General features: G+C 62.3%; 13 protein-coding genes and 1 pseudogene. 4 read left to right on the plus strand and 10 right to left on the minus strand.

Translation table 11 applies throughout. The features are described 5' to 3' along the window. The 7 genes and pseudogenes from ACESL8_RS05455 to ACESL8_RS05485 all read right to left on the minus strand — a co-directional run. Window positions 1-447 (minus strand): annotated as a pseudogene (locus tag ACESL8_RS05455) (peptidase); the annotation flags it as partial. 67 nt (window positions 448-514) lie between these two features. After that, the gene (locus tag ACESL8_RS05460) at window positions 515-1,396 is read right to left on the minus strand and encodes a transglutaminase domain-containing protein (RefSeq protein ID WP_372916632.1); all 882 of its coding nucleotides are present in this window, start codon (window positions 1,394-1,396) and stop codon (window positions 515-517) included. Between the two features lie 8 nt (window positions 1,397-1,404). Continuing rightward, window positions 1,405-2,346 carry an alpha-E domain-containing protein gene (locus ACESL8_RS05465; protein WP_372916634.1) on the minus strand — a complete coding sequence of 314 codons (942 nt, stop codon included), beginning with the start codon at window positions 2,344-2,346 and terminating at the stop codon, window positions 1,405-1,407. 4 nt (window positions 2,347-2,350) lie between these two features. Then, window positions 2,351-3,799, minus strand: coding sequence for a circularly permuted type 2 ATP-grasp protein (locus tag ACESL8_RS05470; RefSeq protein WP_372916636.1), 1,449 nt, complete (start codon window positions 3,797-3,799; stop codon window positions 2,351-2,353). A gap of 87 nt (window positions 3,800-3,886) precedes the next feature. Then, window positions 3,887-4,570, minus strand: a complete 684-nt coding sequence (gene radC / locus ACESL8_RS05475) for a DNA repair protein RadC (RefSeq protein ID WP_372916638.1) — start codon at window positions 4,568-4,570, stop codon at window positions 3,887-3,889. 87 nt (window positions 4,571-4,657) lie between these two features. Further along, a complete protein-coding gene (locus tag ACESL8_RS05480) occupies window positions 4,658-5,506 on the minus strand; it encodes a hypothetical protein (protein ID WP_372916640.1) in 849 nt (282 codons plus the stop codon). A gap of 27 nt (window positions 5,507-5,533) precedes the next feature. Then, window positions 5,534-5,992, minus strand: coding sequence for a hypothetical protein (locus ACESL8_RS05485; protein ID WP_372916642.1), 459 nt, complete (start codon window positions 5,990-5,992; stop codon window positions 5,534-5,536). 140 nt (window positions 5,993-6,132) lie between these two features. Between ACESL8_RS05485 and ACESL8_RS05490 the strand changes: the two genes are divergently transcribed. Continuing rightward, entirely contained in the window at window positions 6,133-6,918 is a 786-nt protein-coding gene (locus ACESL8_RS05490; RefSeq protein ID WP_372916644.1) for a Coq4 family protein, read from the plus strand. 34 nt (window positions 6,919-6,952) lie between these two features. Further along, on the plus strand, window positions 6,953-7,378 hold the full coding sequence (locus tag ACESL8_RS05495; RefSeq protein ID WP_372916646.1) for an ion channel: 426 nt from the start codon (window positions 6,953-6,955) through the stop codon (window positions 7,376-7,378). Here ACESL8_RS05495 and ACESL8_RS05500 read toward each other — a convergent pair. Together ACESL8_RS05500 and ACESL8_RS05505 are read right to left on the minus strand one after the other, a co-directional pair. After that, complete coding sequence (locus tag ACESL8_RS05500; RefSeq protein WP_372916648.1) at window positions 7,375-8,211, minus strand: enoyl-CoA hydratase/isomerase family protein; 837 nt, start codon at window positions 8,209-8,211, stop codon at window positions 7,375-7,377. The two genes, ACESL8_RS05495 and ACESL8_RS05500, sit on opposite strands and share 4 nt — an antisense overlap. Before the next feature lie 90 nt (window positions 8,212-8,301). Further along, entirely contained in the window at window positions 8,302-8,481 is a 180-nt protein-coding gene (locus ACESL8_RS05505) for a hypothetical protein (RefSeq protein WP_372916656.1), read from the minus strand. A gap of 129 nt (window positions 8,482-8,610) precedes the next feature. Between ACESL8_RS05505 and ACESL8_RS05510 the strand changes: the two genes are divergently transcribed. Then, window positions 8,611-9,345, plus strand: coding sequence for a 2OG-Fe(II) oxygenase family protein (locus ACESL8_RS05510; RefSeq protein ID WP_372916650.1), 735 nt, complete (start codon window positions 8,611-8,613; stop codon window positions 9,343-9,345). A 609-nt stretch (window positions 9,346-9,954) separates the two neighbouring features. Here the strand turns inward: ACESL8_RS05510 and ACESL8_RS05515 are convergent. After that, on the minus strand, window positions 9,955-10,356 hold the full coding sequence (locus tag ACESL8_RS05515) for a transposase (RefSeq protein WP_372916652.1): 402 nt from the start codon (window positions 10,354-10,356) through the stop codon (window positions 9,955-9,957). A gap of 338 nt (window positions 10,357-10,694) precedes the next feature. Here ACESL8_RS05515 and ACESL8_RS05520 point away from each other — a divergent pair, with 338 nt between their 5' ends. After that, on the plus strand, window positions 10,695-11,291 hold the full coding sequence (locus ACESL8_RS05520) for a CsgG/HfaB family protein (RefSeq protein WP_372916654.1): 597 nt from the start codon (window positions 10,695-10,697) through the stop codon (window positions 11,289-11,291). The last annotated feature ends 1 nt before the right edge of the window (window position 11,292 follow it).

Consider the following 11,292-nt stretch of genomic DNA (forward strand, 5'->3'; position numbering starts at 1 on the left):
CAGAAACGGCGTATCCGATTGACACTCGATGAAATTGCCGGCGCCATAAATCAGGAACAACCGCGGCCGCCGCCCGCCGATGCTGCCAGCCAGCAGCAGGGTGGCATCGGTGAAGATATTGTCGTCCTTCACCACCTGGTCGATCTCTGCCTTGGCGTCCGACAAGGCCTGGCCCACCAGTTGCGCGGCGCGAAACACGGTCGGCACCTCGGCCAGCGTTTCTTTCTCGCCGGTATCGGGCATCACCACGCCCAGCGCCACGCGGGACAGGGCGCTTTGCGTGACCGAAAGCGACCCGGCCGAAGAGCACATGATCACCCGTTCCGGCCCGTGTTCCATCACGCGCAGTTTGCGGTAGGTGGAGATATTGTCGACGCCCGCGTTGGTGCGCGTGTCGGCCATCATCACCAGGCCTTCGCGTACAAGGATACCGATGCAATAAGTCATTGGGGTTGTTCCGCTTGCGGTTGCTTGCTGCCAATCCTGCCTGCCGCGCTGGCCGCGAGCAAGCGTTTCAGGACTGGCTTTGCGCCTGCGCCGGTTCGTTCAGCTCGCCAAGGCCGGGATGCGCGATGCCAGCCTGCCCCCCAGCCTGTACCGACGCCTGCGTGGTCACCGCCACATTCATGGTTTCAGTGCCGCCGCCGCGCCGGGCGCCGCGAATCGGGGCGGCGTCGCGGTAATCGAGACCAACTGCAACGCGCAGATAGGCTTCGGTGGCGCACATGCCGTTGGTGGGATCAAAGGCCACCCAGCCCAGATCGGGGACCAGCGCTTCGGCCCACGCGTGGGCGGCCGGCTGGGTGATCAGGCCATCGCCGCGCACCAGATGGCCCGAAACATAGCGCGCCGGTATGCCCATGCAGCGCGCCACCGACAGGAACACATGGGCATAATCCTGACACACGCCGGCCCGGATCGCGAAGGCATGGGCGGCATCGCTGTGGGCGTGGGTGACATCGGGATCGAAGGTCATGCTGTCGTACAACAGCTCGCTCAGCCGGTGGCAGCTGGCTAGCGCGTCGCCGGCATCAAGCTGGGGGGCGAGTGCCTTTATCGCGTCATCGGGGTGGGTCAATTCGGTTTGACGCAGATAAACGGTTGCCGGCAGCCGTTCATGGGTCCCCGTCAGCACGCCGCGGCTTTCGATCGTGTCCACTTCGCCGGTCACATGCACTGCCATGCGCTGCACCGGGCCATCTGGATAAAACATGTGGGTGATGTTGCCGAACGCATCTTCGCCGCAGCGCAGATGGCCATCCACCTCGGTATCGATCCGCCAGTGCACGACGTGCTGGCCATCGTGCCCGGCCGGCTGCACGCGCAGCAGCTGCAGCACGTCGCTGGCCGCCTGGGCATATTCGTAGATGGTGGAATAATCGACCCGAATGCGCATGGCGAAACCTAGAAAAGATACTGTTCGGCAATGGCTTCGCCCAGCCGGTTGTTGTCGGCGATGAACTCGGTGAGGAATTCGTGCAGCCCCTTGGCAAAGATCGCATCGATATTGCCATTGGCCAGCCGGGCGTGGCCGGCGCTGGCCAGCCGGTGCGCCGGGCCGCGGCGGCCGCTGTGGCTCGCCAGCAGATCGAGGTGGCGCAGAACATCATCGTAGCACGCCGCCAGGCTGCGCGGGATCTGGCGGTTGAGAATGAGCAGATCCGCAACCAACCAGGGCTTCACACTGTCGTTGTACACCCAGCGATAGGCGGTCATCGCCGAAACCGTCCGCAGGATCGTCGTCCACTGGAAATAATCGAGGCTGCCGCCCACCGGCTCGTCGCGCGGCAACAGCAGATGGTATTTCACATCGATCAGGCGGGCCGAATTGTCGGCGCGTTCGATGGCGGCACCCAGATTGGTGAACCAGAACGCATCCGATCGCAGCATCGTGCGATGATTGGCGCCGTCGAAGGCCGCGATGGCGTGCTTCACGTACTGGATAAGCTGGGCGAGCGTTTCGCGGCTCGAAAGGTGCGTGCCATAGCGGCTGACCTCAAGCCAGGCGGTGTTGATCGCCTCCCAGCCTTCTTCGGTCATCGCGGTGCGCACGGCGCGGGCGTTGTTGCGCGCGGCTTCGAGGCAGCAGCGGATGGACGAGCTGTTGGCGGCGTTCAGCGTGAGATATTCAGTCACCTCATATTCGTCCGCGGCCAGCCCGGTGGCGGCAAAGCCATCGATCTGGCAGGCTGCAGCAAGGGCTGATTCCCAAGCGTTGGACGTGCCGCCATAGGTTGAGGGCAGGGCCGCCAACCGCTGGGTTGCCTCGATCAGGCGCGCGGAAAAATCCGCCCGTTCCAGGTTGCGGCCCAGCCAATAAAGATTGCCGGCGGTGCGGCTTAACATGCCCTCATCCGTCGATGATCCACGTGTCTTTGGTGCCGCCGCCCTGGCTGGAATTCACCACCAGCGAACCTGCCGTCATGGTGACGCGGGTGAGGCCGCCGGGCACGATGCGCACGCCGTCCGCGCCAGTGAGCACGAACGGCCGCAGATCGACATGGCGCGCCGCCACGCCGCCATCGGTGGCAGTGGGGCAGGTGGACAGCGCCAATGTCGGTTGGGCGATGAATTTTTCCGGATTGGCCTTCAGCTTGGCGGCAAAGGCGGCGATCGTGGTTTTCGATGCGTGCGGACCAACCAGCATGCCATAGCCGCCCGAGCCATCTACTTCTTTCACCACCAGTTCGGGCAGGTGATCGAGCACATACATCAGCGATTCCGGTTCGCGGCAACGCCAAGTCGGCACATTGGCCAAAATCGGTTCCTCGCCGGTGTAAAAGCGCACAATATCGGGCATGTAGCTGTAGATCGCCTTGTCATCTGCAATGCCAGTGCCCACCGCGTTGGCCAGCGTCACATTGCCGGCGGCATAGGCCGCCATCAGCCCGGGCACGCCCAGCATCGATGTCGGGTTGAACACCAGCGGATCGATGAAATCATCATCGACGCGGCGATAGATCACGTCCACCCGCTGCGGGCCTTCGGTGGTGCGCATGAACACGATATCGTCGCGCACGAACAGGTCGCTGCCCTCCACCAGCTCGATGCCAAGCTTGTCGGCCAAAAAGCTGTGTTCGTAAAAGGCGCTGTTATATTGCCCCGGCGTGAGCAGCACGCAGGTGGGGTGGCTGCCGCGCTGCCTGCGCGGTGAAACGCTGGCCAGGGTTTCCAGCAGCTTTTCAGGATAGGTTTCAACCGGTGCCACCTTCACCTGATCGAACAGTTCGGGCACCAGTTTCAGCATCACCTCGCGATTTTCCAACATGTACGACACGCCGGACGGGGTGCGGGCATTGTCTTCCAGCACGAAGAAATCGTCGCTGCCGGTGCGCACCAGATCGATGCCGGCGATATGCACCCACACACCGCCCGGCGGCATGCGGCCCACCATGTGCAGGCAATAGGCCGGGTTCGTCAGCACCAGTTCCGCTGGAATGATGCCGGCCTTCAATATTTCCTGCGCGCCATAAACGTCGGCCAGGAACATGTTGAGCGCACCGACGCGCTGTTTCAGGCCGCGTTCCAGCCGGTCCCACTCAACCCTGGTGATGATGCGCGGCACGATATCGAAGGGGATCAGCCGTTCGGTGGCCTGCGCGTCGCCATACACGGCAAAGGTGATGCCGATACGGCGGAAGAACAGCTCGGCCTGCGCGCGGCGGGCGGCCATCAATTCGGGCGACGAATCGGCCAGCCATTGGCGGATGGCGCGATAGGCGCTGGTGACGCCATCCGGCGAGCGGCTGTCATAACCTCCGGAACCAAACATTTCGTCAAAGGCCGCCAATGGCTGCATTGCCCCTCCTGCATTGTACACGCAGCTTTTGTGCGTAGTTGGTCTCAAAAGGGCAAGGTCATTATTGCGCGGCATGCGGCGTCTTGATCAGATCAATCCCTGCGCCCGCATCGACACGTGGCCGGTGGCGCCGATGATGACATGATCGTGCACGGTGAGGCCAAGGTGACGCCCGGCTTCGATGATGGCGCGGGTCATCTGGATGTCGTCGCGGCTGGGCTGCGGATCGCCCGACGGGTGATTGTGGACCAGCACTACCGCTGCCGCCCCCAGATCGAGCGCACGCTTGACGATCTCGCGCGGATATACGGGCGCTGCATTCACGGTGCCGTCGTTCATCATTTCGTCACGGATCATGACATTGCGATTGTTGAGAAAAATTACTCGAAACTGCTCCGTGGGCCGGTGCGCCAGCGCGGCATGCAGATAATCCAGCAGCGCCTGCCAACCGCTCAGCACCTGCCGGTCCAGCGCTTTGGTGCGCAATGACCTCAGCATCACCGCCTCGACGAACTTGATGGCGGCCGCCGCCCCGTCGCCCAGGCCGTCCACGCGCTTCAATTCTTCGGGCGTCGCAGCGATCAGCGCCGCCAGGCTGCCGAATTCCTCCAGCAGGCGCTTGGCCAGCGGTTTGGTATCCTGCCGGGGAATGGCCAAGGCGAGCAGATATTCCAGCAGCTCATAATCATGAAAGCCATCGCCGCCGCCAGCCAGCAGCCGCTGACGCAGCCGTTCGCGGTGGCCGGCTGAGGAACTGGCGTCGTCGCTCATGACGATAGGGCGATCGGGCAAAGCGGCATCGGCATCGGCATCAGGTGCATGATTGCACTGGCCTTGCTGCTTTGCCAAGCCGGTGGTTCAGCTCGGGTCGCAATCCTCTGCTTTCTTGCGGCGGCCAAGTAAGCCGCCCATCACGCCGCCGATGACGTCACCAGCCGAAGGCGGCTTGTCCGCACATTTGGGTTTGGTGCCGCGGCGGTTGCTGCGGCGCGGGCGATCTTCATCGTCGCCGCCCATCATCTCGGCCATGTTCATGCCGGCCGGGCCGCCGATGCGCGCCGCAAAACGGGCCTTCACGGCATAGCTTTGATCCCACGCGATTTTCGGATCGGCCGGGCGCGGCGGGAAGATGAAATTCTCCTCCGGCCCGTGTGCGACCAGCGAAACCAGGCCGTTTGGCGCGGCGGCCAGCACCTCTTTGGGGATGCTGCAATTGGTCTGGGTCGGCGGCATCAGCTGCCTGGTGTCCACCAGACGAGCGGCTTCGGCCGGCGCAATATAGTCGCCCAGCGCCGAAATGAAGGTCTGGCTTTCGGAGGAGGACCAGAACACCACTGTGGCGCCTGTTGCCGGGTCTTCGCCCTCGCCGCCCATGAAGCTGGCGAAATGCCCGGTCGCATCGGGCAACTGGTTCCAGGTCATGCCGACCGCGCCCGATGGTTGTTTCTTTTGATCAAGGTTCAGCGCGCCCATGAAATCCTTGGTCAGGCTGAAATCGACATCGGGGATGTAATTGCCGCGCACCGCGTGATCGCCGATCAGGCTGGCATTTGCCGGCACGCTCTGCCGGCTGGCGCGGTCATTGTTGGGCCAATGGCCATAGGATGGCCAGTTTGCGGCAGACGGCCCGCGTGCAATGCGCACGCGTTCGCCGGCAAACAGGCCGGGCGGCACCTGGCCGGCGGCCATTTTGGCGAAATCGATCACCACCGGCTGGCCGGCGCGCGCGGCCTCTCAGCAGCCCCAGAACAGCAGCAAGCGTCCCTTGGGCGGTTCATAATCCGTCAGCTCCCCCGAGGTGGCGGCGCGCTGCGGGCTTTTCAGCAATAACCCGTCGCCCATGTTCATGCCCGCCGGAATTCGGTGGCGCGCCAACGGCGGCGGTGCAGTCACCGCCAGCTTGCCGCCCAGATCGAGGCTCAGCGACTTGGCAATTGCGCCCGGCTGCTGCCCGCTCATCGCAGCACGCATCATGTCGCCCGCCGAGGGGGTAGTGCCGCCGCCATGCCCACCCATGCCAAATCCGGTCGTGGTCTGCGCCGATAACCAATAAACCGCCTTTGGCGGGATCACTTTCTGCACAATGGCGGCCGGTCTTGCAGCAGGCTTGGGTGGCAGCTTTCTCACTTGGGCCCCAAGCGCGGCGGGCACCAGCATCATGGCTGCCATTGTCATCATCAGAATGCGCCGCATGGTCCGTCCCCTCGGCATTTCGTTACGCCGATAGTGTATCAGGCAAAATCTATTCGCCAACTCCGCAGCAATGCCTAACGCGCCTTGTTGCTGTTATCGGGCCATGCAAGGCTTTGGTGTTACGGATTGGGAGAGGCGTCATGCACAAGGTGGACCGCGCGTTCGGGGAAAAGTTTCTCGCCGCCATCGATGATTTTTACGGCTACGGCGTGCATCTGTTGTTCAACGAATGGTGGCAAAGCGCCCCGCAGGACGCCATCGACAAATATGTGGCTGCCATCGCCGATCATCCCGAGCACGGCCCGCTGGCAGCAGCGGCATGGATGGCACCGCCATTCAGCCTGTCACACGTGGCCGATTGCGCGCCGGGCACATTGGGCGCGGCGTGGCGCACTCACATGGTTGAAAACGGCCTCGCCGAGCAATTGGCGGTGGGCTATGCCGCGCTCACCGATGATTTTGCAGCCAGCGGCAAGCTGAACCGGCTGCCGGCGGTGCTGCAATACAAGGTGCTGCGCGGGTATCAAACCCACGATCTGCACCATGTGCTCACTGGCTACACCACCCAGCCGCTGCACGAACTTGCGCTGCAGGCGTTCCAGTTGGCGCAGATGGACTATCCCTATTCCGCGATGACCCTTTCGGTGATCATGGGCCATGCCACACTGGTCGATCCGTGGCTGATCCAACCGGCGATGGATGCGATTACCGATGGCTGGGCGCTGGGCCGGCGGGCGAAATCGGTGCAGTTCATCGATTTTGAAAACCACATCCACCGGCCATTGGCCGACGTGCGCGCCGAATATGGCCTTACCCGCGATACGCCCTTCGCTGCGATGATGCCCAAGGTGTCGGAACTGGTCGCGCAGGAACTGGTGGTGCAGGAACAGATGCGCGAACAGGCAGCGGCAGGCATGATCGCATGAAGGTGGTGCTGACCCGTCGCCGGCGGTGTCGTTCATGATTGAAGAATTGCTCGCGGCCACGGGAATGGTGTTGGTGACGGTGTTCATTCACGCCGTTGGCCTGGTGTTGCTTGCACGACTGACACGTTATGAAGCCGACGAGGAAAAAAAGCTGAAGATCCGGCCACTGTCGCTGGCCGGCGTGGCGTTCACCATGGCGGTCGTGCTGGGGCTTTTCGTTCTGCACGGTATCGAAATCTGGCTCTATGCGGCGCTTTATCTGGAACTCGGTGCCGTCGAAACATTGCGCCTTGCCGTGTATTTTTCCACCCATACCTACGCTGCCATCGGCTTTGGTGACGATCTGCTCGATCCGCGCTGGCGATTGCTTGCCGCCATCGAAGGCATCAACGGGGTTATTCTGCTTGGCTGGTCAACGGCATTTTTCGTCACCACCATGCGGCGGCTGGGGCATTTTTAAAGGCCCTGCGCAACCTGTGCGCTGAGATCGGCAACACGAAGTTCGCCCGCCCGCGTTTGGCCGCCGAGTTCGAGGAAGCGCCGCATGTTGGCCCGTGCATCGTCCGTAAACAGCAGGGTCTGGAACAGATCGGCTTCGATTGTGCAGCCCTCGTCCAAGGGCAGGGCTGCCGCTTCAACGGATTGCTTGGCCAGCCGCACGGCTTGCGGCGGAAAACTGGCAATGCGGTTGGCAAGCGCCGATACATGAGCGCCGATCGCATCGGCCGGCAGCGCGCGGTTGAGCCAGCCCCATTTTTCAGCCGTTTCCGCATCAAGATCGATGCCGCCAAGGATGATTTCCAGTGCCCGCGCCCGACCGATCAGGCGCGGCAGGCGCTGGGTGCCGGTGCCGCCGGGCAGAATGCCGATGGGAACCTCCATCTGGTTGATGATGGTCTTGCCCACCACGCCAAACCGCATGTCGAAACTCATCGCCAATTCGGCCCCGCCGCCGCCCACGCGGCCTTCGATCTGGGCGATGGTCACCTTGTCCATGCGGGCAAAGCGGTTGCACATGGCGTGATAGGCGTTGGCGTCCTCGGTCGGGGCCAGCGGCGCATCGGCCATGGCAATCAGCACGTTGACATCGAAATGCGCCAGAAAGAAATCCGGATCAGCACTTTTCAGCACAAACACCAGCGCGGTCGGATCAGCCTCCAATTCCACCGCCAGTGCCGCCAATTCTCCAAACAATTCCATGGTGATGACGTTGATCGGCGGCGCATCGACGACGGCAGTGACCAGCGCGCCATCCCGGGACACGTGGAGCAGGGTGTAGCTGTCATAGGCCATGGGGCGCCCTCCGCCAGAAAGTGCAAAGTGTAACGGCGGAGCGGGGCGGCGCACCTGTCAGAAGGGGAGGGGCCGTGCCAATTTGCGCCGTTATCGCAGGCTGACAATAGCCAATTTGTCTTCCTTCGCCCGCGCTTTCACCGATTCCTCGCTGCGTGTCAGCGCCTTGGCGATCGCCCGCAATGGCATGTTCTTTTTTGCCAGCGCGTGCAGTTTTGCCACTTCGTCGCTGGTCCACGGTTGTTTGTGCCGTTCAAACTTCTCGCCCATCTCGCGTGCCCTATCGTCTGTTATTTTACACTCGGCTCGGATGGCCATCATGACAAGCCTCGATCGCCGCCTCGCCGTATTCAATCCGTGGCTTGCGCGCCAACGCGGTACACGGCACGGATGACCTCCATGTCCGACATCCCGCCGCTTTTCGTCATCAACCCGGCACTCGACCGCGCCGCCATTGCCGCGGCCTTTGCAGCCGGCGGCCGGGTGCAGATCCGCGACGTGCTTACCCCGGAATCGGCTGCGGCCATCGCCAAATTGCTGGCCACGGAAACCCCGTGGGGCATATCGTGGCAGGCCGGCAGCGACGGCCCGCACAAATTGCGCCGCGAAGCAGCGGCCGCAACCAGCCAGGCGGAATGGCAGGCGATCTATGCCAAGCTGGGCGCGGCGCAGGCCGCAGGCGAGTTCGGCTTCATCTACACCCAATACCAGGCCTATGATGCCTACCGCGAAGGCTGGTCCGCCGGGCCGCGTCACGATCAATTGTTTACCGACATCAATTCACCGGCGATGCTCGGCTTGGTTCGCGAGGTGACGGCGCTGCCGCAGATTTTGTGGGCCGATGCGCAGGCCACGTTGTTTGGTCAGCAGCAATTCCTGTCCCTGCATCAGGATATTTCCGATCAGGGCTGGCTGGTGGCGTTTGTCTTCAGCTTTGCCGCGGCCGATTGGCGGCCGGATTGGGGCGGCTATCTGAACTTTTACGACGACGACGGCGATATCGACCACGGCTACCGCCCGCGCTTCAACACGCTCAACATGTTCCTGGTGCCGCGCAATCACAGCGTGTCGTACGTGCCGGGTTTCGCGCCAGCGGGCCGGTTTGCCGTAACCGGGTGGTTCCGGGATCGGTAGCCCTGCCGAACATGACGGCGGCAGAAAGCCAGCGAGCGGGCCTCCGGCGGGCAGGGACACAGTCCCTGCACCCGTTTGTTTTCGGGCCAACCCGGCGGCGCGCGCCTGCCACCGAATTTTGATAGAACCAACTGCAACCCGCTCATTTTGCAGGTGATTTCGCGTTACCACGTTTTGCCAGTTTTGACGTTTCGTATCGGATACAGCTTTTTTATTTCAACAAGATCAATGCGCGGCAGAACGCCGGGCAGCGCCATGATGACAGGCCTTGCCGGTGTAGGACAGGCGCGGCGCCGGTTCAGGCTTTGGGCCTTGAAGCGTGGGGATGGATCATGGTTACCGCAATAACTGTTCGGCGTTCCGCAATTGACCGGTGACGCCGGGCCGGGAAAGTCGCATAACCAGCCAAGGACATGAGTCCGTTCGGGAGACAGATGATGGCCAAAGGTCAGGCAAAATCCAACAAGGAAACCCGCAAGCCCAAGAAGGAGGCACCCAAGAAGGTGAGCCAGGCCAACCCTTCGACCAAGTGATTTTCCCTTCTCTGCCGTTCGCGCGCCGGCGATGTGGGAGCCAGCGCTGGACCATGGCCAATCCGCCGCAAGGTCTTCAGGACTGGGCAACCATGCCGGCCGCAACCGGGTTGTTCTCCACATGGCGCACGGCGACCATCAGATGCGCATCATCCATGGGGTAACTGGCAAAGCGCGCCTGAAACAGATGCCCGCGCCAGCCTTCCCGAACATTGATCCGGGTTGTGGAGCGCCGATGCGCCTCCGCCAGCGTGGCCCGCAGGCCATCTTCTGCCTGCGGCACCAGGATGAGGTGCACATGATTGTCCATCAGGCACCAGGCCAGGCACGCGGAGCTGCTTGCCGCACACGCGCCTGCGAGCAGCGCCAGACAGGCGCGCCGATCATCACCGCTGAAGAACACCGGCAGCCTGCGATTGCCGCGCTGGGTGACATGATGCGCAACCTGCGGAATGACGATGCGCGCAAGACGAGCCATGGATTGACGGAATGGCCCGTACCGTTGCATGTAAACTAACTATGTTATTACTATAATTATTCTCATTACTCGAATTTAGTATACCATCTCCATAATTTCAGAATTCCAGAATTATATGCCACCTTTGATTGGCGGAATGCACCACGAAATTTAGCATGGTTTTTTGCCTCTATATGATATGGTCTACAAGTTTATTGCATTACTCAGGGTTGACAACATCCATGAGAGCGAGTTTTTTATTGGCGGCAGCCTTGGCTAGCATGGCATGCCTTGTCCTTCCCGCTTCGCTCGGTGCCAGCGAGGGCGCCCTATATGACGGGCTGAAAAGGACCGTATCCGTGGATCTTTTCCAGGTCACCGACGCGGTGGGCGGAGCTGGTACGGCGGAGGGTATGGCGGCCCTCCTGATCGATGCCATCAGCCGCGACGGACGCTTCGTCGTCGTCGAGCGCGTCGAACCGTTGGCCGTCCCGGGATCCGCCGCCCCCATTCAGGCCAGCGCCGTGGTGCGCGGTGCGGTCACCAAGTTCGAGGCCGCCGCTGGGGGCAGCAAGATCGGGATCGGCGGGTTTAGCTCACTGTTAGGCGCGCGCGCCGGGATGAAGAACCAGAAATCGATGATCGAAATTTCCCTGCGGCTCGTAGATACCACCACCGGCCAGGTTATTTCGACGTCGCGTGCGCAAGGAACAGCCAGTTCCTCCGGTTTGGACGCTGAGGTTGTGGATGACCGGACGGGTGCCTCTGCCGGGGGTGGAACCTTCCGTAACACCCCCATCGGCAAGGCAGCGGAGGACGCCATCGCCAAGGCGGTGGAACAGATCGCCGTGGGCATGAAGTCTCTACCTTGGTCGGCCTTGGTCATCGATGCCGAGGCAGGCAAGGTCTACGTCAACGCCGGAGCGGAGCGGAACGGAACGTCCAGCCCGGCATGAC

Source organism: Sandarakinorhabdus sp. (assembly GCF_041689835.1).
Classification (GTDB): domain Bacteria; phylum Pseudomonadota; class Alphaproteobacteria; order Sphingomonadales; family Sphingomonadaceae; genus Sandarakinorhabdus.

Bases quoted from the DNA above. Each gene is read 5' to 3' on its own strand.
- ACESL8_RS05500 (WP_372916648.1), bottom strand. From the start codon at position 8,211: ATGGCCTATGACAGCTACACCCTGCTCCACGTGTCCCGGGATGGCGCG.
- ACESL8_RS05465 (WP_372916634.1), bottom strand. From the start codon at position 2,346: ATGTTAAGCCGCACCGCCGGCAATCTTTATTGGCTGGGCCGCAACCTG.
- radC (WP_372916638.1), bottom strand. From the start codon at position 4,570: ATGAGCGACGACGCCAGTTCCTCAGCCGGCCACCGCGAACGGCTGCGT.
- ACESL8_RS05470 (WP_372916636.1), bottom strand. From the start codon at position 3,799: ATGCAGCCATTGGCGGCCTTTGACGAAATGTTTGGTTCCGGAGGTTAT.
- ACESL8_RS05485 (WP_372916642.1), bottom strand. From the start codon at position 5,992: ATGCGGCGCATTCTGATGATGACAATGGCAGCCATGATGCTGGTGCCC.
- ACESL8_RS05515 (WP_372916652.1), bottom strand. From the start codon at position 10,356: ATGGCTCGTCTTGCGCGCATCGTCATTCCGCAGGTTGCGCATCATGTC.
- ACESL8_RS05495 (WP_372916646.1), top strand. From the start codon at position 6,953: ATGATTGAAGAATTGCTCGCGGCCACGGGAATGGTGTTGGTGACGGTG.
- ACESL8_RS05510 (WP_372916650.1), top strand. From the start codon at position 8,611: ATGTCCGACATCCCGCCGCTTTTCGTCATCAACCCGGCACTCGACCGC.
- ACESL8_RS05460 (WP_372916632.1), bottom strand. From the start codon at position 1,396: ATGCGCATTCGGGTCGATTATTCCACCATCTACGAATATGCCCAGGCG.
- ACESL8_RS05490 (WP_372916644.1), top strand. From the start codon at position 6,133: ATGCACAAGGTGGACCGCGCGTTCGGGGAAAAGTTTCTCGCCGCCATC.
- ACESL8_RS05505 (WP_372916656.1), bottom strand. From the start codon at position 8,481: ATGGGCGAGAAGTTTGAACGGCACAAACAACCGTGGACCAGCGACGAA.